The sequence below is a fragment of the Amycolatopsis sp. cmx-11-12 genome, from assembly GCF_046269425.1.
In the GTDB taxonomy this organism is placed as follows: domain Bacteria; phylum Actinomycetota; class Actinomycetes; order Mycobacteriales; family Pseudonocardiaceae; genus Amycolatopsis.
This window is the reverse complement of sequence record NZ_JADNQM010000047.1, coordinates 1-21018: the sequence shown is the minus strand read 5'-3', so window position 1 is coordinate 21018 and position 21018 is coordinate 1. Positions and strand designations below refer to the sequence as shown.

Genomic DNA, 21018 nt, shown 5'->3' with positions numbered 1-21018 from the left:
GGCTCACCTCATGAAGATCAAGGAGAGGGTGCTGGGCCGCATCCTGCGATGGTGGGGTCCTCGCGGCGGGCTGGCGCAGTTCCGCCGGCCGACCGGAGTCGTCGGGCACGTCGTCGGCTGGATCATGGGCGGGCGCTCGTCGAACGTGGCGCGCAACCGCTGGGCGGTACGGCTTCTCGACGTCCAGCCGACCGACCGCGTCATCGAACTCGGCTGCGGTCCGGGCGTGGCCATCGCCGCCCTCGCCACCCGAGCGTCCCGGGGCTTGGTCGTCGGCGTCGACCACTCGCAGGTCATGATCCGCCAGGCCGGCCGCCGCAACAGGACCGCCATCAGGACCGGACGAGTACGCCTGGTGCACACGTCGGTCGAGAGCCTGTCGATCAGCGACGGGCCATTCGACGCCGCGCTCGCGGTCAACACAGCAGGTATGTGGCCCGACCCGGCAGCCCGGCTACGCGAACTCGCCCGGCTATTGCGGCCCGGCGGCCGCATCGCTCTGGTATCCCAGCCCCGTTGTCCCGGTGCCACCGCGGCCACTTCGGCGGTGGCCGCCCACGAGCTGGCAAGCCAGCTTGCCGAGGCCGGGTTCGAGCGTCTCCGGACCGAGATGCTCGACCTCGACCCGCCGGTGGCGTGCGTCATCGGGCACGTGGCACCCGCCGCCGAGCCCGGCACTCGTCCAGCAGCGCGGCTATGAGCAGCGCAGGGACACGTCCTTGTTGTGAGGTAAGGACAACAGCTTCTTTACATACCCTACGGGGGTAATGTTACCGTGGTGGCGTGAACGAGTTTTTCGAACCGAAGGGTGAGAGCTGATGGGCACCACCGTGTACACGGTCAAGGGCATGACCTGCTCGGGCTGCATGAACAAGGTGACGACGGCGGTGAACGGCGTCGCCGGGGTCAGCGACGTCGACGCGGACATCGCGACCGGTGAAGTGACCGTCGTGAGCGAGGGGCTGGTCGACGCGCGGCTGGTGCGATCCGCGGTCGAAGAAGCGGGCTACGAGGTGGTCGGCTGACGTCGATGGCCGAGGAGAACGGAGCTGAACCGGCCGTCGTCATCAAGGTCGTGGACAACGGGCCGTATCAGGTGAAGGGGCCTGTCCGGCTGGTCGACCACGACGGCGAAGAATACGAACTGACCGGACGTACTCAGGTGCTGTGCCGGTGCGGAAACTCGGCGAAAAAGCCGTTCTGCGACGGTGCCCATGTGCGGACCGGGTTCACGGCGACCAGGGCGGTCGTCGAGGCGGAATAAGAAGCGGGCGGGTGACGTGAAAAGGTCACCCGCCCGCTCGTCGTGCCGCAGAAGTCAGGAGCGCACCAGGCGCGCGATCGCTTCGGAGGCTTCCCGGATCTTCCGGCTCGCCTCGGGGCCGCCTTTCGCGGCGGCTTCGACGACGCAGCCGGCCATGTGCCGCTCGAGGAGTTCGAGGGAGAACGACTGCAAGGCGCGGGTCGCCGCGGAGACCTGGGTGAGGACGTCGATGCAGTACTTGTCCTCCTCGACCATCTTCTGCAGGCCCCGGATCTGCCCCTCAACGCGTCGCAGGCGTTTGAGCTGGCTCGCCTTGTCGTCGCCGTGATCGGCCACGCTCACTCCTCGAGTCGGGATTCCGCGTACGGCTCAATCATGCCCGTCGAGGGGCGGTGCGTCGAAAGCGGCTGCCGCGGAAGCGGACGGTGACATACGTCATGGGGGTATGCCTGTTGCCCTACCCCCCTAGGGTATGTAAAGTCGGTTCCAGGAGGACGAGAGATGCACGGATACACGCAAGGCAAAGACGAATACCTGACCCGGCTGCGGCGGATCGAAGGACAGATCCGGGGTCTGCAGCGGATGGTCGAAGAGGACAAGTACTGCATCGACATCCTCACGCAGGTGTCCGCGGCCACCAAGGCGTTGCAGTCGGTGTCGCTGGGGTTGATGGACGAACACCTCCGGCACTGCGTGTCCGACGCCATCGCCAAGGGCGGCGCCGAAGCCGACGAGAAGATCCAGGAAGCGAGCGACGTCATCGCCCGCCTTGTCCGTTCCTGAAGCAGCGCAACGAAACTGGAGGAGACCCACGATGAGCGAGACCACCTACACCGTCACCGGCATGACCTGCGACCACTGCGTCCGTTCCGTCACCGAAGAGGTCGGCAAGATCGACGGCGTCACCGGCGTCCGCGTGGATCTGCCCACCGGAGCGGTGACCGTGACCAGCTCCCAGGAACCCGAGGTCGCGGATGTCCGTGCGGCCGTCGAAGAAGCCGGATACGAGCTGACCGCCTGATCCGCGGTCCGCTCCCGATCGCGGGGACCACCCCGCACTAAGGACTTCACGATGAACACAACAGCGAAGCTCTCCGCCTACGGTGTGGCGCTTGCCCTGGTCGCCGGTGGCGCCTGGGTCGCAGGCACCGCTGTCGGTCCTTTCGCCGGCGCTGCCGGCCTGCCCGGTGGCGAGGACGCCGGGCACGGGGACGCTCACAGCGGCACCGTCGCGGAGGCGGCGCCGACCGACGAGCCCGGCGGGCTCGCGTCGTCCAGGGGCGGCTACACCCTCACGCCCACCACCACGACGCTCACCGCGGGGACGAACCAGCCCTTCTCCTTCAAGGTTCTCGGGCCTGACGGCGCGCCGGTCACCGGTTACGACGTCGAACACGAGAAGCGGATGCACCTGATCGTCGTCCGCCGCGACACGGCGGGTTTCCAGCACATACATCCCGAACTGGGGGCGGACGGCCTCTGGACGGTGCCGCTCGCGCTGCCGCAGGCGGGCTCGTACCGCGTCTTCGCGGACTTCAAGCCGACCGGCGGAAGCGCCACGACCTTGGGCGTCGACGTCGCCGCGGCGGGGGAGTTCAAGCCCGTCGAGCACCAGCCGTCGCGGGTCGCGAACGTCGACGGTTACCAGGTCCGCCTGGACGGGGAGCTGACGCCGGGCCGGGCGTCGAAGGTGACCTTGACGGTGACCAAGGACGGCCGTGACGTGACAGATCTCCAGCCGTACCTGGGTGCCTACGGACATCTGGTGGCGCTGCGCGGCGGCGACCTCGCCTACCTGCACGTCCACCCGGACGGCGAGCCCGGTGACGGCCGCACGAAGCCCGGCCCCACGGTGACCTTCTTCGCCGAAGTCCCGTCGAATGACACTTACCGGCTGTTCCTGGACTTCCAGCATCAGGGCAAGGTCCGCACCGCGGAGTTCACTGTCCCCACCACAGGCACACCGGCCTTTTCGGCCACGCAGAACCAAACCCCACCCCCGCCGGCCGATGACGGCCACGGCGGACACGGCTGACCGCGAGCCGGAGAGGAGTGACCACGATGACTTCCGATCTGGACCAGGCCACCACGGCCGAGGTCGAACTCGCGATCACCGGGATGACCTGCGCGTCGTGCGCGATGCGTATCGAGAAGAAGCTGAACAAGCTGGACGGCGTCACCGCCACGGTGAATTACGCCACGGAGAAGGCGAAGGTCACCTACAGCGGGGACATCGAACCCCAGCGGCTGATCGAGCAGGTGGAGGCGGCCGGATACTCGGCCGCCGTGCCCGCACCGGAGAAGACGACCGGCCCGGACGAACCTCGTGAGGAGGCCGATCCGATCGCTCCGTTGCGGCAGCGGCTGATCGGTTCCGCGGTGCTGTCGGTGCCGGTGATCCTGCTGGCGATGGTGCCCGCGTTGCAGTTCACCTACTGGCAGTGGATCTCCCTGACGCTGGCGGCGCCGGTGCTGGTCTGGGCGGCGTGGCCGTTCCACAAGGCGGCGTGGGCGAATCTGCGCCACGGCGCGGCCACCATGGACACGCTGATCTCGATGGGCACGCTGGCCGCGTTCCTGTGGTCGTTGTACGCCTTGCTGTTCGGCAGCGCGGGAACGCCGGGGATGACGCACGCCTTCGAGCTGACCGTGGAGCGGATGGCCGGTGACGGCAACATCTATCTCGAAGTCGCGGCCGGGGTGACGACGTTCATCCTCGCCGGACGCTACTTCGAGGCGCGGTCCAAGCGCCGGGCCGGTGCCGCGCTGCGGGCGCTGCTGGAGCTGGGCGCGAAGGACGTCGCGGTTCTCCGGAACGGCAAGGAAGTGCGTATCCCGGTCGACCAGCTCGTCGTGGGCGACCAGTTCGTGGTCCGGCCGGGCGAGAAGATCGCCACCGACGGTGTCATCACCGAAGGCAGTTCCGCCGTCGACGCGAGCATGCTGACCGGCGAGAGCGTCCCCGTCGAGGTCGGACCCGGCGACGCCGTGGTCGGCGCGACGGTCAACGCGGGCGGACGGCTCGCCGTCCGTGCGACGAGGGTCGGCGCGGACACGCAGCTGGCGCAGATGGCGAAGCTCGTCGAAGACGCCCAGACCGGGAAGGCCCAGGTCCAGCGGCTGGCCGACAGGGTGTCGGGCGTCTTCGTGCCGATCGTGATCGCGCTCGCCGTCGGCACCCTGGCCTTCTGGCTGGGTGCGGGTGGCACGGTGGCGGCGGCGTTCACCGCGGCGGTCGCCGTGCTGATCATCGCCTGCCCGTGCGCCTTGGGGCTGGCGACGCCGACCGCGTTGCTCGTGGGCACCGGGCGTGGTGCGCAGCTCGGGATCCTGATCAAGGGTCCGGAGGTGCTGGAGTCCACCCGGTCGGTCGACACGGTCGTCCTCGACAAGACCGGCACCGTGACCACGGGGCAGATGTCGCTGGTGGCCGTCCACGTCGCCGACGGTGTCGACGAGGAGACGACACTGCGGCTGGCCGGGGCGCTGGAGAACGCTTCGGAGCACCCGATCGCGCAGGCCATCGCCCGTGCGGCACGCGAGCGAGTGGGTGAGCTGCCCGCTGTCGAGGAGTTCACCAACGTCGAAGGCCTTGGTGTACAAGGGATCGTCGACGGCAAGGCGGTACTGGCCGGACGCAGTGCGTTGCTGGAGGACTGGGCGCATCACCTGCCGGAGGACCTCGTCGAGGCGAAGGCCGCCGAGGAGAAGGACGGCCGTACCGCGATCGTCGTCGGCTGGGACGGGAAGGCCCAAGCTGTTCTCGTCGTCGCCGACACGGTAAAGCCGACCTCCGCGGAGGCCATCACGCAGTTGCGGGCGCTCGGGCTGACGCCGGTCCTGCTCACCGGGGACAACGAGGCCGTGGCCCGCGCGGTGGCGGCGGAGGTGGGGATCACCGAGGTGATCGCGGAGGTCTTGCCCAAGGACAAGGTCGACGTGGTCAAGCGGTTGCAGGCCGAGGGCAAGGTGGTCGCGATGGTGGGCGACGGCGTCAACGACGCGGCCGCGCTGGCACAGGCCGACCTCGGCCTGGCGATGGGCACCGGCACCGACGTCGCGATCGAGGCGTCGGACCTGACCCTGGTCCGCGGTGACCTGCGGGCGGCGGTGGACGCGATCCGGCTGTCCCGGCGGACCCTGCGCACCATCAAGGGCAACCTGTTCTGGGCCTTCGCCTACAACGTCGCGGCGCTGCCACTGGCCGCGGCGGGGCTGCTCAACCCGATGATCGCCGGCGCCGCGATGGCGTTCAGCTCGGTCTTCGTGGTCACGAACAGCCTGCGGCTCAAGGGATTCCGCAGCACGGCGAGCTGACCCTCGCTCGATACGGGCGCTCGCGCGGCACTTTCGGTGCCGCACGAGCGCCTCTTCGCCGTGACAGTCCTGTCCTCAGTGGACGGTCCTGGCCACGCAGCTGGAGCATGTCGCGAAAGCCACTTTCGCGACATCTGACGTCCCGAAAGTGGCTTTCGCGACACGGCGGAGCCACCAGATCATCTAGGCCGTGTCTCTCGATTCACTGACCGCCGCGTTGCCGCGCCTGGTCCTCACCGCGTCTCATGTGGTGAAGGACGACGCGCTGCGGGCCTGATGTCCCCAATGCCTCATCGGGGACACTGAGCGTCTCAAATGCGACATTGGGAACATCGTGCTCGGCGAGGAACCGGCGAATGGCGGGCGCGAACGCGTCGGCGAGATCTGCGGCGGTGCGCAATGTGTCCGACAGGGAAACGGGCGCGAGACGGCCGTTGGGCATGACACGGGCGGCGTTCTCCGCCAGCGCGATCGGATGCCGCTGGTCCATGCCGGGGAAGATCAGGGTGGGCGTGGTGATCGCGGCGAGTTCGTCGACGGAGCGGAATGAGCGATCGTGGCCGATGGCGGCCGCGGCGGCGATGCTCGCGGGGTCGGAGCGCGGGATGGCGTCTCGCACCAGCGCGCCGACGACCGGTGCGAGGTCGGGCAGGACCGGCGCCCATGCCGCTTCGATGCCGTCGGTCCGGACACGCTGAGCGAACGCGTCCATGAACGCGACCTCGGCTTGCTTCGCCTCGTCGTCTTCGATGTCCTCGACGCTGATGAGGAGGGCGGCGCGGACGCGGCCGGGATGCTCGAGGCAGGTGCGCTGGGTGACGGTGGCGCCGAGCCCGGTTCCGCCGACTGCGGCGCGCTGGAAACCGAGATGGTCGAGAAGCGCGGCGACGTCGGCGGCGTAACGGCTCCAGGTGTGACTGGCGGGGCCGGTGCAGACCGATCGGCCGTAGCCGCGCACGTCCGGGAGGATGACCGTGTGCCGGTCCGTCAGCCGCTCGGCCAGCGGGACGAGGCTGTGATGATCCGGGCCGCCCCCGTGTAGAAGCACGAGGGGCGGCCCGGATCCGAGGGAGATCGCGTAGAGCGGACAGCCGTCACTGCCGTGGTACGTGAAGGTCTCCATGCCGAAATTGTCAGTGGTGGTAGGCGTGCACGACCGCGTGTCCGGAACCGCGGCCGATGAGCCACTTGTTCACCGGCGTCGTGAGCACGAAGGCCACGGCGAGCGCGAAGGCGAGCGCGCCCCAGAACAGCCAGCTTCCGAGTCCGGCTTCCATCGCGCCGGGGACGACGAGCATCACCCCGTTGTCGACGATCTCCATGACGAGGATCGACACGGTGTCCGCGGCGAGGGCGACCTTGAGCGCCTGCTTGAAGCCGACACCCGCCCGCAGGACACCGCGCATGGTCAGCGCGTAACCGAAGACGAACGCCAGTGCGACGGCGAGCACGATGGTGGCGACGTTGCCCCAGCCCAGTGCGGTGCCGATCACCATGCCGAGCACCTCGCCGATGGCGCAGCCGGTGAGGCAGTGCAGGGTCGCCGACGCCGCCATGCCCCAGGACGCCTTGGCAGGCTGGTGCTGCTCATGGCCTCCGTGATCACCGTGGTGCTGGTGTTCGTGATGCGAGTGGTCGTGCTCAACCGGCATGGTCGTGTTTCTCCTTTGTGGACTGCTCGGCAGGCACGGGTTCGAGTCCTGCGCCGAGAGTGAACGAACCGGTCAGCAGGTTGAGTGCCACCGGTCCCACCGTGTCGGCGACGATCTGATCGCTCCAGCCGTGTTCCCGCAACTCGGCGACGTCCTCGTCGCCGGTGGAGGTGCCCTGCCGGGCCGGAGCGTCGGCTGGATCAAGCGACTGAAGACGCTGCACGGCTCCTCCTCATTCTGGCGGGTGACGGCGGGAACTTTATACCCGTATGGGGTACCTGTCCAGCGCCGATGGTTCGCGATCGCCTGTCGAGGTCTCGATGTTCTACGTGACGACTCTTTGTCGCGCAACGGGTTTTGCGATGAAAACGGCTCCTGTGACGATTGCTACATCGATACCCCCACAGGGTACTTGTGCGGCGATGTGAATCGGTCTACCTTCAACTCCGCAATACCCCCTAGGGGTAATTAGTTCTCGAAAGGACGGTCGTCATGGCGGAGACAACCCCGGACCCGCGACGGTGGTGGGCGCTGGGACTCATCGCGTTGGCCCAGTTCATGGTCATCATGGACACCTCGATCATCGGCGTCGCTCTCCCCGCGATGCAGCACGACCTCGGGTTCTCCCCGGAGGACCTGTCGTGGGTGTTCAACGCCTACGTCATCGCGCTCGCCGGTCTGCTGCTGCTCGGCGGACGCCTCTCGGACCTGTTCGGCGCGCGGAAGATGTTCACCGCCGGATGGGTCGTCACCCTCGGCGGTTCGGTGGTCGCCGCGATGGCGGGCACCGCGTGGGTCGAACTGCTCGGCCGGGTCCTGCAAGGCGCGGGAGCGGCACTGATCGCGCCGTCGGCGCTGACGCTGTTGATGATGTTGTTCGGTGCGCGTCCGCGTGAGCTGACGAAGGCGCTCGCGCTCTATGGCGCGGCCGCTCCCGCCGGCGGTACCGCCGGGGTGTTCCTCGGCGGCGTGATCACCGAATGGCTGTCGTGGCCGTGGATCTTCTGGCTCTACGTCCCGATTTCGCTCGTCGCGATCGTGGCGACCGGCAAGCTGATGCCGTCCGCGCCTGCCCGGCGTGGTTCGGTCGACCTCGCCGGCGCTGTCGCGGCGACCGCGGGCCTCGGCCTGACCGTGTACGGCGTCGTCCGCGCGCCGGAAGCGGGCTGGGACTCGGCTGGCACCTTGGGCGCGCTCGCGGGCGGTGTCGCCTTGCTCGCGGTGTTCGTGGTGATCCAGCGGATGCGCGCGGTGCCGTTGGTGCGGCTGGGTATTTTCCGGACGCCGAACCTCGGTGGCGCGAACCTCGCACAGTTCCTGCTCGGCGCGGCGTGGATCCCGATGTGGTATTTCCTCAACCTGTACCTGCAGCAGGTCCTGGGTTACGGGGCCTTCGCCAGTGGTGCGGCGTTGCTGCCGATGACGGTGCTGATCGTCGTGCTGATGGTCGCCGTCGCACCCCGGCTCATCGGCCGGTTCGGGCCGAAGAAGATGATCATCGGTGGTCTGTGGGCGCTCGCCGCGGGGCTGGTGTGGCTGTCGTTCGTCAGCCCCACGGGCAACTTCGTCGTCGACGTCCTGCCTGCCTCGCTGGGCGCGGCACTCGGTCAGGCGCTGGCGTTCATCCCGTCGCTCGGTACCGCCATCTCCAGTGCGAAACCGGAGGAAGGCGGACTCGCGTCGGGAATCGTGAACACCTCGTACCAGATCGGGTCGGCGCTCGGTCTGGCCGCGATGACCGCGGTCGGCGTGTCCTTCGGCGCGGGGCGGATCGGTGATCCGGTCGCGCTGACCGGCGGGTACTCGGCCGCGTTCCTCGGTGCCGCGGGGATCGCGATCGCCGGCGGCTTCCTGACCATGGCCCTCCTGCGCATCCCCAAGGCCCAGTCGAGCGAAGTCGCCGGAGGTGACCCGGCGGTGCTGCGATGACCGGCTGTAGCACCGTGTGGAGGGCGAGACCGTTCCAGGTCCGTCCTCCACGCGGCGTCGCACCAGACAACACCGCACTCGCCGCCGCCCGCTCCCTACCTGACCGACCGCCTTGACAGGCCTCCGGCTGCTTCCCAAAGTGCTCGCGCGCACCTATCCAGACCAATGCGGATGATATGCCTGCAAATGGACGAGCCGGTTCCGGTCAATGGTCCATATTTGATTTCTCGATGAACAGGAGCTTTGTGCCACGCGGGTGATCGGGCGGTATTGGGACGCCAAGACTGCATGGTGGGATTCGTTCCCGATTCGGGGTGGTGTCAGCGGAATCGGTGCGATCTCCCAGCCTTGAACGCCTTTATCGGCGGTAGAAGAATGATCGAACTGCCAGCGGCGCAGGCTGAACCTTTGAAATTTGCCCGAAAGGGCGCTAGAGTGGAAAGTCTTGCGCCCCCCGTGGTTCTCGGTCATAGTCTTTGGGCAACTGGCGATGGGGGAAGCTCGATGATGAATCATGCCCGGTCAAGCTGGGTGCCGAAGGCGATGCGGAATGTCCGAAGTGGATTCATAGTCGGTATCGGCTTGGCATTGGGAGTCGCGCTCGTACCCGCGACGGCTGAGGCCACGACCGAGGTGATCGTGCGCGACGGAAAGACCCAGCCCGTCTTTTCGTACGCCGACGCGGTACGCGAGACGGTGTACGTCGAAACGCCGGTGGACAGTGACGCCGACGGCCGGAAAGATCGTGTCGCCGCCTATGTGACCCGGCCAAGGGAAACGCGGCAGGGTCTCAAGGTCGCGTCGATCGTGGAGGCAAGCCCCTATTTCGGCGGGCTTGTCGACGCGCCGTACCACCCGGCGGACGTCACCGACGTACCCCGCTTGTCCCCATGGTCGCCGCCGTCCGGGCCATGGCCCGGGGTCGATTACGCCCGCACCAACTACGACAACTATTTCGTCTCTCGCGGCTACGCGGTCCTTTCCGTGAGCGGCTTGGGAACCGGCGAGTCGGACGGTTGCCCGGGTGTCGTCGGCACTGACGAGAAACTCGCCGTGAAATCGGTGATCGACTGGCTGACCGGCCGTGCCCGGGCGTTCTCGGCCGAAGGTACACCGATCGGCGCGGACTGGTCCACGAAGAACGTCGCGATGGCGGGCGGTGCCTACAACGCTTCGCTCGCACTGGCCGTCGCCGGAACCGGTGTGGCCGGTCTGAAAACCGTTGTGGCCACTGGGTCGGTGTCCAGCTGGTACGAGTACTACCGGGCTAACGGCGGCGTGGTCGCACCGGGCGGGTATGGCGGTGAGGACGCGGATCTGCACGCCAAGGTGGTCCTCACCCGCAAGAACCCCGAAGTCTGCGAAAAGGCCGTTCACCGAATCGAACGCGAGATGGACAGGGTCAGCGGGGACTACAACGCCTTCTGGCACGACCGTAATTTCGTCAAGGACGTCCCGCGGTTCAAGGCCAGTGTGTTCCAGGTGGGCAGTGTCGGCGACTGGAACGTCAAACCCAAACAGTTCGCCGAGTTGTGGAAAGCGCTGGAGCGCAGCGATGTCCCGCGGCGGTTGTGGCTGGCCCGCACGCCGCACGTGGACATTCTCCACGCCCGGCAGCAGGTGTGGACCGACGCCATCCACCAGTGGTTCGACCACTGGCTCTACGGAGTGCGCAACGGTGCCCTCGGCGAACCGAGGGTCCAGGTGGAAACCGAGCCCACGATCTGGCAGGGGTACCGGAACTGGCCCGATCCGACCGCGCGCCCGGTGACCTTCCGCTTCGGGGCGGGGGATTCCCAGGCGCAGCCGGGCAGTCTGGCGCAGCGGCCCACCGGTTTCGGGCATCGCCAGGAGTTCGTCGACGCGCCCGAGCGGACCGCCGACGAGCTGGTCGCCGATACCGGTACCGCCGACCCCAATCGGCTCGTGTACCTGACCGGACCATTGCAGAAGGATCTGCGCCTTTCCGGGGTTCCCGAGGTGACTTTGCGGGCTTCGGTGACCGGCCCGTCGCCCTACCTGACCGCGCTCCTGGTCGACTACGGCACCGATACCCGTCCGACCGGATTCGGGCCCACCGACCAATCCTGGTGTTTCGGCGACAGTATCCCCGGCAACTCCGGCTGCCGGGCGATCTACCGGTACACCACCGCGCAGACGCCGTACCAAGTGGTCAGTCGCGGCTGGCTCGACGTGCGCAACAGGCATTCGACGAGCGTCACCGAACCACCGCGGCCGGACCGGACCTACACGTTGCGGTGGGATATGCAGCCGCAGGAGTACCGGTTCAAGGCGGGGCACCGGCTGGGAGTCGTCCTGATCTCCACCGATCGCGATTTCACCTTGCGCTATCCGGCGGGAACCCGGATTTCCGCGCAGCTCGGCTTCAGCGAGATCACTTTGCCGGTAGCCGGCTGACCTCGGCTCGGCTTCTCACACACGTATCTATCGAACAACCAGGGGACAAGCATGCCTACGATATCCGCGACCCGAAGTACCGAGTCCACTTTGGACATACTCAAGGCGAAGGTCGAAGACCTGAAACTGAGCGGTCTTTACCGGCACTACATCCCGTGCAGCTACCTGGCAGCCGAGCAGGGGCACGCGCTGCACGCCGGCCGGAAGATCCAGGTCTGGTGCACCAACGACTACCTCGGCATGAGCCAGCATCCGGACGTGATCCAGGCGCAGATCGACTCCGCGGAACTCCACGGTGTCGGCAACGGCGGCTCGCGCAACATCGCGGGAACCAGTGAAGCGCACGTCCAGCTGGAAGCCGAACTCGCCACCTGGCACGGGAAAGAGCGCGCACTGGTCTTCACGAGCGGCTACGTCGCCAACTTCGAGACGCTCACGACTTTGGCATCGGGAATTCCGGATCTGGTGATCTTCTCGGACTCGCTCAATCACCGCTCGCTCATCGAGGGGATCCGGCGCTCAGGTAGCCGCAAGCACATCTTCCCGCACAACGACCTGGCGGCGCTCGAACGGGCGCTGGGCGAGTACGAACCCGGGCATCCGAAGCTCATCGTGTTCGAGTCCGTGTACTCGATGGACGGTGACACCGCCCCGGTGACGGCCATCTGCGATCTGGCCGAGAAGTACAACGCGCTGACCTTCATCGACGAGACGCATGCCATCGGACCCAACGGGCCGACGGGCGCGGGTATCTGTGAAGAGGTCGGTGAACACCGTGCGACGTTCATCCAGGGGGTCTTCGGCAAGGCAGTCGGCACCACCGGCGGCTATGTGGCCGGCCCCGACAGCGCCCTCGACTACGTCCGTTCCCACGCGCCGGGGTTCATCTTCACCACCACCATCCCCAGGGCCGTGCTGGACGGCACGCTCAAGAGCCTCGAAGTCATCCGGCGTGACGAGAGCCTGCGGCGTGACCTGCGGGCGAACGTCACCTACCTGAAGAAGGCCCTCAGCGCCGCGGGCATCGAGTTCCTGGACGCCGAGAGCCACTTGGTACCGGTGCTCGTGCCGGGCAGCGATCGGGTCAAGAAGGTGTCGAAGCGGTTGCTCGACGGGCACGGCATCTATGTGCAGCCGGTCAACTTCCCCTCCGTTCCCAAGGGAAGTGAGCGATTCCGGATCACCGTCGCTCCCTATCGCACGCACGAGCAGATCGATGCCTTCGTCGGCGCACTCCGGCATTGTCTGTCCATTGAGGACGAAACCACCACCACTGGCTGATCGAACACAGTTCAGGAGAAGAAATGCGGATCAACGAACTCACTTCTTTCATCGGCTCCGAGATGCTGGACCTCACCTATGAGGAACTGGCCACGGACGAGGTGTTCGGCAAGTTCACCGAGATCCTGCACCAGCGGGAACTCGTCGTCGTCCGCGGTCTCGCGCTGAAACCGCGACAGCAGCTGGAACTGGCTCAGCGGCTCGGCAAGCCGGTGCCGTTCCTGATGGCCAAGTACCGTCATCCCGAGATCCAGGAGATCATGATCTCCTCGAACGAGGTGAAGAACGACAAGCCGATCGGGGTCGCGCGGGTCGGGAACTTCTGGCACCAGGACTCGTCCTACGTCGGCACCCCCGCGCCGTACACGATGCTCCACGGGGTCAACGTCCCGCGGACCAGCGGCCACACCCTCTACGCCAACGCGGCGGACGTCCACGACCGCCTGCCCGCGGAGTGGAAGGCCAAGATCGCCGGGCGTACGGCGCTGCACACGGTGAACAAGCGGTTCCGGGTCCGCGCCGAAGACGTCGGCCTGTCCATCGCCGAGCTGAGGGCGAAGGTCGACCTTGAACACCCGAAGGTCGAACACCCGCTGGTCCGGGTGGATCCGGACACCGGACGCGAGTACCTCTACGGCGCGCCGGAGTACATGGATTCGGTGAACGGGTTCGACGCCAACGAAAACGAGGCCTTCTTCGCGCTGCTGGACCAGCTGATCCAGGACGAAGCCCACGTCTACACCCACCGGTGGACACCGAACGACCTCGTGGTGTGGAAGACCGCGACGACGTACCACGCGGCGACCGCCGTCGAGCCCGGCGTTTCCCGCACGGTGCACCGGATCAGTATCGAATCGAACGAACGGTGAGCGGAATCCTCGACTTCGAGGTGGTCTTTCCCCGGGCCAGCGCGAAAGTCCAGGACATGCACACCGCGTCCGGTGTCGACATCGCGGAGATCTTGGCGATCACGCACTGCGAGGAGTTCCCCGTGCTGGGCGAAGGGGAACAAGCGTGGGAACTCGCGCTCGCCGCGGCGACCGCGGTGCTCGGACGCACCCGGGTGCCGCGGTCGTCCATCGGGCAGGTGATCTACGCGGGCTCGGGCGAATGGGATATCCCGTTCTGGTCACCCGCGGCCAAGGTGGCGCACGAACTGGGTGTCGATGAGGCGCATTGCTTCGAAGTGGTGAACTTCTGCAACGCGCTGATGGCGGCCGTCCAGGTCGCCTGTGCCGAACTCGCCCTCGGCCGCAGCGAGTACATCCTGGTGCTCACCGGAGACCGGCTGAGTCACCTTGTCGACTACAGCGACCCGGATTCCAAGGCACTGTTCAACTTCGGGGACGCGGGCGCCGCGGTGCTGCTCGGCCGCGGCGCGCCGACGTTCGAGGTGCTGCACTCGGCCATGAGCACCGATCCCGGCTGGTCCGACTACTACGCCGGCGAGCGAGGGCCGGACCGGGTCACCATCCGGCGGCAAAGCCATCGCGAAGGACTCGCGGAGGCCTACGTCGAGAACTTCACTTCTCTGGTGGCGAAAACGCTGTCGGCGCTGGGCAGGGGACTGGAGGACATCGCCTACTTCCTGATCAACCAAGGCGACCGGAGCATGCACGAGAAGTTGCTCCGCGCCATCGGCATCCCCGCGGACAAGAGCGTCTTCAACTATGACCGGCTCGGCCACATGGGCTGCGCCGACCCGCTGATCGCCTTGCGGGGGCTGATGGGGAAGGGAAGGCTGCGCCGCGGTGACCTGATCTTGCTCGCGACCAGCGCGATGGGCTTCAGCTGGGGGATCACGGCCTTGGAGTGTCAGTAATGAAGATCTTGGTCATCCACCAGGTACCCGACGCCAAAATCGACTACCGCAATTCCCTCGACCACCAAAGCCACGAGGTGACCTACATCGGCTTTCCGCGCCGGATGGCGGATCTGCCGGAAGATCTCCGCTGCGTCCGCGTCGAACTCGAAGACGGCCAGGACCTGGTGGAGGGGATCACGTCCCGTGTCTCACGCGCGGATGGTTTCGAAAAGGTGCTCTCGCTCTCGGAGTTCGGGCAACTGGAGGCCTGGCATGTGCGGAACCACTTGGGACTGCACGGCACTTCGCTGCCTCGACTGGAACGGATCCGGGACAAGGTGAGTATGAAGGAGGCACTCGCCGAATCAGGACTGCGGTATCCCCGGTTCGTCGCGGCTCCGATGAGTTGCCGTCCCTTGCCATGGCGGGGCAAGACCGTCCTCAAGCCACGTCGAGGCGCCTCGAGCGAGGACGTCCACGTCTACGAGACCGCGATGGACGCCCTGGGTGCCTACTGGAAGCTGGACAAGCGACACGACTACCAGCTCGAGGAGTACGTCGAAGGGGAGATCCTGCACGCCGACGGCCTGGTGAGCGACGGCGCGCTGGTCGACCTCGCGGTCAGCCGTTACGTCAACAAGCCCATCGACTTCGTGGATGGCCTGCCGCTCGGGTCGCACCAGATCCCGTACGACCCCCGGCATCGGGCGTTCGCGGAGCAGGTGGTCAAAGCGTTGGAGATCGAGGAAGGCTCTCTGCATCTCGAGATGTTCGAGACGCCGCAAAGGGATCTGATCTTCCTGGAGGTCGCCAACCGGGTCGGTGGCGCCGGGGTGATCACCGCGCACCTACGACATCGCGGCGTGCACCTGCCCGCACACGAGATCGCGATCCGGCTCGGCCTGGACCGGCCGGAGCCCGCCGCGGCCAGCGGCCGATACCACGGTTGGCTCGTGTTTCCGGGGCATCATCTGGAAAGGGGGCGCGGGCATACGATCACGATCCCCGATCGCCTGCGCACACATTCCTGTGTGGACAAGGTCTACCAGCTGGCGCCCACGGATCCGTTGCCCGACCACATCACGTACCACGAGTGGCTGGAACCGGTCTTCATCGAGGCGTCCCATCGCGACGCCGGCGTACTGAGGGATTTCCTCACGGAGTGCGCGCGATCCATTTCGGTCGACGCGGGAGGAGCGGAATGAGGCATTACCCGACCGACCTGGTGCTGGCGGTCGACCATGCGGCGGCCGCACTGTCCGACGACCCGGACGGCGAGCTGAGCACGCTCCTGGCGGAAGCGGGCCTGTCCCAGCTGACGGCCATCTTCGCCGGCGGACTGGCCGGAGCGCTCGACGAGCTTTTCGGCGGTTTGGATCAGTACCCCTGGCGACTGCTGGTCGACACCAACGACGTCGAGGAGTTCCGGCCGATCGGCACCCTGGTCCTGGAGGATCGGCGGGCGGGCAACACGGTACGGGGGCTCCTGCTCGGCTGGGCGGCAGGCGACACCGTGGTCATCCGCACCGCGAGGCGGCCGTTCTGGGAGGGATTGATCAAACTGCTGCGGCAGCCCGGCTTCCCGTTGCCGGACGCACGAGTGGCCGACGAGCGCGAGGTCGTCCCGGAAGGCGTGGTCGTCCACGTCCCGGACCTGGTCCCGATCCGGCCGGGCGGTCCGTCGGCCGAGTACGGCGACGAGGAGTTGTTCGGCGCGGACGAGCAGGCGAGGTCGTGGGACATCCGGATCCACGTCGACCCAGGGAGACCCGGCGAGGCGGCGAGGGCCGCCGCTTCGGCACTGGAACTGGACTGCCGATCGCACTGGGTCCGGCGGCTGTTCCACCGGGACTACCGGATGGGCACCCGGCTTTCGGTCGTCCGCAGCCTCGATGACGCACAGGGGACCGGACGGTTGGACGCCAAACTCCGGTACGTTGTCGGACGGGCCCGGCGCACCGCCTTCTACCGTGACCTTCCGGCCGTCGACGGGCTGGCGGACCTGTCACGGCTGCCCGTGCTGGAGAAGACCGATCTGGACGCGCATTCGCTGCCCGCAGGCCGGGACATGCTGACCGACGACCCGCCCAGCGGCGAGGTGCTGCGCAGCGGGGGCTCATCCGGGCAGCCGCGCTATGTCGTGTATTCGCGCACCGATTGGGAGAACATGGTGCGCGAGGCCGTGCCGCTCTTCTACGAACTCGGCTTGCGCGCGGGCGACCGCTTGATCAACACCCTCTACGGCGGCAAGCTGTACGGCGGGCTCACCACCACACTCAGCGAGTTCGCCAAGATGCCGGTGGAGTGCTACACGATGGGCCAGGCCATCTCGGTCGAGGATCTGGTGACGGTGACCGACATCTTCGCCCCCAACGTGCTCGTCGGGCAGCCCGCGCTGATCATGCCCCTGCTGCGCGAGGCGAAGGCACGCCGCCCCGGACTACGCCTTCAGAAGGTCATCTACGGTGGCCTGCCGATGAGCGAGACCGACAAGGTCTGGCTGCGGGAGAACCTCGGCACGGAGACCATCTCCAGCATCCTGGCCGCGAACGACGGAGCCCAGCTCGGCTACCAATGCGGGGAGCTGAGCGGGACGACACACCACCTTTGTGAGGACTACAACCTCATCGAGGTGGTCGGGGAGAACGGCGATCCGGTGCCGGACGGTGAACCCGGCGATCTGCTGATCACGAGCCTGCAGAAGTTCGAGGGGCCACTGATCCGGTACCGGATCGGGGACAGCGGCCGCGTCTACCACCACGAGTGCGGCTGCGGGGTTTCGGGCAAGGTGCTCGAGTATCTCGGCCGTTCCGACGGGCTGATCAAGATCATGGCGAGCCGGAGCAGACTGGACTACCGGGATGTGATGGCCGCGCTGGCGAAGTTCCAGGTTTCCCAGCTCCAGGTCGAAATCTTCTCGGACGGCGGCAAGGAAACCCTGATCGCGCGGATCGAATCGCCGTTGTCGCCGGATCCCGCGGAAGTACGCGGCCACCTGCTTGAGTGGTTCGAACTCGACGAGGATCTCGAAGACTTCGACGACACCATGGACGTCTTCGACCTCATCGTCGAGTGCCGTGCCGAGGGCACCCTCGACCGTGATCCGGTGAGCGGCAAGATCAAGCCGATCATCGACCGCCGCGTGGGGCAGCGATGATCTGGCGGGATCCCAAGTCACGCACGGTCCTCGGTTCGATCCTGTTGTCGAGTGTGGGGGTGGGGATCTACGTCCTCGCTCTGGGACAGTTGCTGTTCACCATCACCGGTACGCCGCTGGCGTTCGCGGTGGTCGTCACCGCACAGGGGATCGGCGCGATCGTCGTGCTGCCGTTCGCCGGCCCGCTGGTCGACGGCCTCAAGTCCCAGCGGGTGTACGCGATCTGCAGCTTCTCGCGAGCGATCGTGGTGCTGTCGATCGCCCTGCTGGGCGCGGGGGCGGCCTCGCACGCGGTCCCGTTGATCACGATCGCCGCGATGCTGCTGGCGATGCTCGACAACGTCCAGCGAACGGCCTTGTTCAAATTCATCGCACATCATGTGAGCGAGGAGAACAAGATCAAGGTCAACGGCCTGAGCGGCGCCGCGATCCAGGTCGGTGTCCTTGGCGGGATGGCACTCCTCGGCCTGATGCTGACCGTGGGCACCGCCGCCCACGCGTTGCTGCTGACCGCGGTGGCGTCGGCGAGCGCCGCGTTGTGGATGTCCACGGTGAAGCTGGACAAGGACGAAGGCCGAGGCGCGCTTTCGTCGGTGCCGCTCCGCGCGGCCCTGCCCGCGGCCGTCCGTGACTGGCGGCAGATGCTTCGTCAGTACCGTGGAGAACTGGTGGTCTTCGCCATGCTCGTGATGTGCGCGGCGGATTTCGTCGCCGCGCACAGCTTGAGCACGCTGGTCGTGCCACTCGTCGCCGACTACTACGGCGGCCAAAGCTGGTTCATCGCGGCACTGGAGGCGACGTTCGGCATCGGAATGCTCGCCGCGAGTCTCGTCACCCGCTACACGGTCACCCAGCGGTTGCTGCCCGTGTGGGCGGGCGTGCAGGCCGCGATGGCCTTGCTCTTGTCGGTGTCGAGTCAGCCTGCGCTGCATTTCCTGGGTTATTTCGTCGTCGGCTTCGCCAATTTCAACAGCCTTACCTGGCTGATCACCACCCTGCAGCAGCACGCGGGCGACACGGACAAGGCGAAAATGGCTTCGTTACGCCTGTTGGCGATCGGCTTGGGCACGGCGTTGCTGATGCCGCTGATCGGCCGGGCTTCGGAGATCTCGCTGGGTTCCGCCTTTGTCGGTCTCGCGGCGATTCTGGCGGCTTTCACCCTGTGCGGATTGTGGGTGGCGCTCGGGTTCCGGCCTCGGGTGCCGGTGACGCGATGAGACGAGGGAGAAACGATGGCTGACCGGTCCTGGACCGTGCATCAGGTGAGGCGACCACGAGGGTTGCCGGTCCCGGAGGACTTCACCTTCGTGGAAGGGCCCGTTCCCAAGCCGGCGGACGGCATGGCGCTGGTGGAGAACGTCTATCTCTCCGTCGACCCGTACATGCGCGAATCCATGGACGAGATCTGGGAGCTGAACGTCCCGCTGGAAGGCAGGTCGATCGGCCGGGTCGTCGAGTCGCACGCCGACGGGCTGGCCGAGGGAGATCTGGTGTTCCACCGGCAAGCCTGGCGTACGCACGCTTTGGTGGAGAGTGGCGGCGCACGAGTGCTGCCGTCGGTGCCGGGTGTGCCGGCCAGTGCCTACCTGGGCATCCTCGGCGGAACCGGGCTCAGTGCCTACGTCGGGCTGACCAAGATCGCGCGGTTGCGCGAGGGGGAGTCCGTGTTCATCTCCGCGGCGGCCGGTGGCGTCGGAAGCTCGGCGGGGCAGCTCGCCCGCCTGCTCGGCGCCGCGAGGGTGATCGGAAGCACCGGTTCCGCGGCCAAGGTCAAGCATCTTGTCGACGACCTCGGGTTCGACTGCGCCTTCGACTACCACGACGGGCCGGTCCGCGACCAGCTGGCGGCGGCCGCCCCCGACGGCATCGACGTGTACTTCGACAACGTCGGCGGGGATCAGCTCGAAGCGGCCATCGGTGCCCTGCGCGACCGCGGCCGGATCGCGTGGTGCGGTGCGATCAGCCAGTACAACAGTGCCGAGCCCCCGCCGGGACCGCGCAATCTCTTCGACATAGTCGACAAAAGCCTGCGGCTGGAAGGGTTCCTGGTCCGCGATCACCGGCATCGCCAAGGCGAGCTGGAGGAATTCCTTGTCCCGCACCTGCAAAGCGGTGAAGTCAAAGTGGACGAGACCATCGTCGGCGGTTTCGACCACGTCGTGGATGCCTTCATCGGCATGCTCTGTGGGGAGAACATGGGGAAGATGATCGTCCAGGTATGAGGGGCGCGAATAGGGACGCTCAACCTCAAGTCGCCGAAAAACGGCGACGTCTTATCGTGGTCGCGTGGTCTGAAACTGTCGGTGGCCGGTTGTAGGTTCCTTTGTGCGGACATTCACAAAGCCGCGCCTGTGGCGCTACTCGAAGACACAACCGATCCGAAGGTCTTGGAGGAAGTCAATGCGTCGTTGATGTTGTTGGATGACGGGGATTCTGTTGCTGTGGCGGTTGCGGCTTCGGAGGGGATCGCGCGTCTGGAAGCGGTCCGGTTCCGCGCCTTGGCGCAGCTGAACCGGCATCGTGAGGGCGCGCGAAGTGTCACGCAGGAGGTCGCGTTCGCGTTGTCTCTTGTGGACAGTCATGCGGGTGAGATGGTCGCTGCCGCCGACGCGTTGACCACCCGCCTGCCCCGCACCCTGAACCTGATGGATCAGGGGAAGGTGAGTGAGTTCGGGGCGATGAAAGTCGCCGCCGCGACCGCGTGGCTGTCGGACGAGGACGCCCTCGCCGCTGATGCCCTGTTGGAGGAACGGTTGCCGGGGAAGAATTCCGAGCAGATCCGGAAAGCGGCGAGTTATGCGGCGTCCACGGTCGACCGCGAAGGCGCCGACAAACGTTCCGAGCAGCATCGTGGCGGTCGTCGGTTGGCGGTGCGGCAGGGTGAGACCGGGGTGGCGTCGATCGAGGTCGAAGATGGCCCCGTCGAGAAGGTGAACGCCGCCTACAGTCGGATCGATCGTCAAGCCAGGGCGCTCAAAACCGGGGGCGAGACCCGCACCCTCGACCAGTTGCGTGCCGACGTCGCTCTCGATCTCCTGCTCGGCGGCCAGGGCGGGGTGAGTGAACGTGCGGAGGTGTTCCTGTATATGGATTTGTTCACTTATCTCGGGTTGAATGATGATCCGGCGGAGCTGGCCGGGCACGGTCACCTTCCGGCGTCGCTGGCCCGGCATATCGCGACCGGGCCGAACACGGT

General features: G+C 66.8%; 21 protein-coding genes. 17 read left to right on the top strand and 4 right to left on the bottom strand.

Translation table 11 applies throughout. The features are described 5' to 3' along the window. Positions 1-10: 10 nt before the first annotated feature. From ACLARN_RS39130 to ACLARN_RS39120, 3 genes are all read left to right on the top strand, one after another. Positions 11-700 (top strand): class I SAM-dependent methyltransferase, encoded by a 690-nt coding sequence (locus ACLARN_RS39130; RefSeq protein ID WP_409496529.1) that lies wholly within the window; start codon positions 11-13, stop codon positions 698-700. A 118-nt stretch (positions 701-818) separates the two neighbouring features. Beyond that, complete coding sequence (locus ACLARN_RS39125; protein ID WP_409496528.1) at positions 819-1025, top strand: heavy-metal-associated domain-containing protein; 207 nt, start codon at positions 819-821, stop codon at positions 1023-1025. Between the two features lie 5 nt (positions 1026-1030). Beyond that, positions 1031-1264 (top strand): CDGSH iron-sulfur domain-containing protein, encoded by a 234-nt coding sequence (locus ACLARN_RS39120; RefSeq protein ID WP_409496527.1) that lies wholly within the window; start codon positions 1031-1033, stop codon positions 1262-1264. Positions 1265-1318: 54 nt separating this feature from the next. On the opposite strand, the gene ACLARN_RS39115 is transcribed toward ACLARN_RS39120, so the two are convergent. After that, positions 1319-1600: a metal-sensitive transcriptional regulator gene (locus ACLARN_RS39115; RefSeq protein ID WP_409496526.1), complete on the bottom strand. Its 282-nt coding sequence runs from the start codon at positions 1598-1600 to the stop codon at positions 1319-1321. 165 nt (positions 1601-1765) lie between these two features. On the opposite strand from ACLARN_RS39115, the gene ACLARN_RS39110 reads away from it, so the two are divergent. Genes ACLARN_RS39110 through ACLARN_RS39095 form a run of 4 tightly spaced genes read left to right on the top strand, consistent with a single transcriptional unit; the run spans position 1766 to position 5581 of the window. Continuing rightward, the gene (locus tag ACLARN_RS39110) at positions 1766-2047 is read left to right on the top strand and encodes a metal-sensitive transcriptional regulator (protein WP_125792463.1); all 282 of its coding nucleotides are present in this window, start codon (positions 1766-1768) and stop codon (positions 2045-2047) included. A 31-nt stretch (positions 2048-2078) separates the two neighbouring features. Next, positions 2079-2285, top strand: coding sequence for a heavy-metal-associated domain-containing protein (locus tag ACLARN_RS39105; RefSeq protein ID WP_038520511.1), 207 nt, complete (start codon positions 2079-2081; stop codon positions 2283-2285). A gap of 51 nt (positions 2286-2336) precedes the next feature. Continuing rightward, on the top strand, positions 2337-3299 hold the full coding sequence (locus ACLARN_RS39100) for a hypothetical protein (RefSeq protein ID WP_409496525.1): 963 nt from the start codon (positions 2337-2339) through the stop codon (positions 3297-3299). 26 nt (positions 3300-3325) lie between these two features. Beyond that, positions 3326-5581, top strand: a complete 2256-nt coding sequence (locus ACLARN_RS39095; RefSeq protein ID WP_409496524.1) for a heavy metal translocating P-type ATPase — start codon at positions 3326-3328, stop codon at positions 5579-5581. Positions 5582-5783: 202 nt separating this feature from the next. Here the strand turns inward: ACLARN_RS39095 and ACLARN_RS39090 are convergent, their stop codons facing one another. The 3 genes from ACLARN_RS39090 to ACLARN_RS39080 are packed head-to-tail and all read right to left on the bottom strand — an operon-like array spanning position 5784 to position 7456. Continuing rightward, a complete protein-coding gene (locus ACLARN_RS39090) occupies positions 5784-6704 on the bottom strand; it encodes an alpha/beta fold hydrolase (RefSeq protein WP_409496523.1) in 921 nt (306 codons plus the stop codon). Between the two features lie 10 nt (positions 6705-6714). Next, on the bottom strand, positions 6715-7233 hold the full coding sequence (locus ACLARN_RS39085) for a DUF4396 domain-containing protein (protein ID WP_409496522.1): 519 nt from the start codon (positions 7231-7233) through the stop codon (positions 6715-6717). Then, the gene (locus ACLARN_RS39080) at positions 7223-7456 is read right to left on the bottom strand and encodes a hypothetical protein (protein WP_409496521.1); all 234 of its coding nucleotides are present in this window, start codon (positions 7454-7456) and stop codon (positions 7223-7225) included. The genes ACLARN_RS39085 and ACLARN_RS39080 overlap by 11 nt, the downstream gene beginning before the upstream one ends. A 269-nt stretch (positions 7457-7725) precedes the next feature. Between ACLARN_RS39080 and ACLARN_RS39075 the strand changes: the two genes are divergently transcribed. The 10 genes from ACLARN_RS39075 to ACLARN_RS39030 all read left to right on the top strand — a co-directional run. Next, the gene (locus tag ACLARN_RS39075; RefSeq protein WP_409496520.1) at positions 7726-9162 is read left to right on the top strand and encodes an MFS transporter; all 1437 of its coding nucleotides are present in this window, start codon (positions 7726-7728) and stop codon (positions 9160-9162) included. 582 nt (positions 9163-9744) lie between these two features. Next, positions 9745-11580, top strand: a complete 1836-nt coding sequence (locus ACLARN_RS39070; protein WP_409496519.1) for a Xaa-Pro dipeptidyl-peptidase — start codon at positions 9745-9747, stop codon at positions 11578-11580. A gap of 51 nt (positions 11581-11631) precedes the next feature. Next, positions 11632-12861 carry a 5-aminolevulinate synthase gene (hemA, locus tag ACLARN_RS39065; protein ID WP_409496518.1) on the top strand — a complete coding sequence of 410 codons (1230 nt, stop codon included), beginning with the start codon at positions 11632-11634 and terminating at the stop codon, positions 12859-12861. A gap of 23 nt (positions 12862-12884) precedes the next feature. Further along, on the top strand, positions 12885-13730 hold the full coding sequence (locus tag ACLARN_RS39060; protein ID WP_409496517.1) for a TauD/TfdA dioxygenase family protein: 846 nt from the start codon (positions 12885-12887) through the stop codon (positions 13728-13730). Beyond that, complete coding sequence (locus ACLARN_RS39055) at positions 13727-14683, top strand: 3-oxoacyl-ACP synthase III family protein (RefSeq protein WP_409496516.1); 957 nt, start codon at positions 13727-13729, stop codon at positions 14681-14683. The genes ACLARN_RS39060 and ACLARN_RS39055 overlap by 4 nt, the downstream gene beginning before the upstream one ends. Then, entirely contained in the window at positions 14683-15870 is a 1188-nt protein-coding gene (locus ACLARN_RS39050; protein ID WP_409496515.1) for an acetyl-CoA carboxylase biotin carboxylase subunit family protein, read from the top strand. Before ACLARN_RS39055 ends, ACLARN_RS39050 begins: the two co-directional genes overlap by 1 nt. Then, complete coding sequence (locus tag ACLARN_RS39045; RefSeq protein WP_409496514.1) at positions 15867-17822, top strand: phenylacetate--CoA ligase family protein; 1956 nt, start codon at positions 15867-15869, stop codon at positions 17820-17822. Before ACLARN_RS39050 ends, ACLARN_RS39045 begins: the two co-directional genes overlap by 4 nt. Further along, on the top strand, positions 17819-19039 hold the full coding sequence (locus tag ACLARN_RS39040; protein WP_409496513.1) for an MFS transporter: 1221 nt from the start codon (positions 17819-17821) through the stop codon (positions 19037-19039). The genes ACLARN_RS39045 and ACLARN_RS39040 overlap by 4 nt, the downstream gene beginning before the upstream one ends. A gap of 15 nt (positions 19040-19054) precedes the next feature. Further along, positions 19055-20044 carry an NADP-dependent oxidoreductase gene (locus tag ACLARN_RS39035; protein WP_409496512.1) on the top strand — a complete coding sequence of 330 codons (990 nt, stop codon included), beginning with the start codon at positions 19055-19057 and terminating at the stop codon, positions 20042-20044. Between the two features lie 129 nt (positions 20045-20173). Continuing rightward, positions 20174-21018, top strand: an 845-nt coding sequence (locus ACLARN_RS39030) for a DUF222 domain-containing protein (RefSeq protein ID WP_409496511.1), incomplete at its 3' end; no start/stop codon positions are given.

Excerpts from the sequence above, each read along its gene's own strand:
- ACLARN_RS39130 (WP_409496529.1), top strand. The coding sequence starts at position 11 with ATGAAGATCAAGGAGAGGGTGCTGGGCCGCATCCTGCGATGGTGGGGT.
- ACLARN_RS39125 (WP_409496528.1), top strand. The coding sequence starts at position 819 with ATGGGCACCACCGTGTACACGGTCAAGGGCATGACCTGCTCGGGCTGC.
- ACLARN_RS39120 (WP_409496527.1), top strand. The coding sequence starts at position 1,031 with ATGGCCGAGGAGAACGGAGCTGAACCGGCCGTCGTCATCAAGGTCGTG.
- ACLARN_RS39110 (WP_125792463.1), top strand. The coding sequence starts at position 1,766 with ATGCACGGATACACGCAAGGCAAAGACGAATACCTGACCCGGCTGCGG.
- ACLARN_RS39105 (WP_038520511.1), top strand. The coding sequence starts at position 2,079 with ATGAGCGAGACCACCTACACCGTCACCGGCATGACCTGCGACCACTGC.
- ACLARN_RS39100 (WP_409496525.1), top strand. The coding sequence starts at position 2,337 with ATGAACACAACAGCGAAGCTCTCCGCCTACGGTGTGGCGCTTGCCCTG.
- ACLARN_RS39095 (WP_409496524.1), top strand. The coding sequence starts at position 3,326 with ATGACTTCCGATCTGGACCAGGCCACCACGGCCGAGGTCGAACTCGCG.
- ACLARN_RS39090 (WP_409496523.1), bottom strand. The coding sequence starts at position 6,704 with ATGGAGACCTTCACGTACCACGGCAGTGACGGCTGTCCGCTCTACGCG.
- ACLARN_RS39085 (WP_409496522.1), bottom strand. The coding sequence starts at position 7,233 with ATGCCGGTTGAGCACGACCACTCGCATCACGAACACCAGCACCACGGT.
- ACLARN_RS39075 (WP_409496520.1), top strand. The coding sequence starts at position 7,726 with ATGGCGGAGACAACCCCGGACCCGCGACGGTGGTGGGCGCTGGGACTC.
- hemA (WP_409496518.1), top strand. The coding sequence starts at position 11,632 with ATGCCTACGATATCCGCGACCCGAAGTACCGAGTCCACTTTGGACATA.
- ACLARN_RS39060 (WP_409496517.1), top strand. The coding sequence starts at position 12,885 with ATGCGGATCAACGAACTCACTTCTTTCATCGGCTCCGAGATGCTGGAC.
- ACLARN_RS39050 (WP_409496515.1), top strand. The coding sequence starts at position 14,683 with ATGAAGATCTTGGTCATCCACCAGGTACCCGACGCCAAAATCGACTAC.
- ACLARN_RS39045 (WP_409496514.1), top strand. The coding sequence starts at position 15,867 with ATGAGGCATTACCCGACCGACCTGGTGCTGGCGGTCGACCATGCGGCG.
- ACLARN_RS39040 (WP_409496513.1), top strand. The coding sequence starts at position 17,819 with ATGATCTGGCGGGATCCCAAGTCACGCACGGTCCTCGGTTCGATCCTG.
- ACLARN_RS39035 (WP_409496512.1), top strand. The coding sequence starts at position 19,055 with ATGGCTGACCGGTCCTGGACCGTGCATCAGGTGAGGCGACCACGAGGG.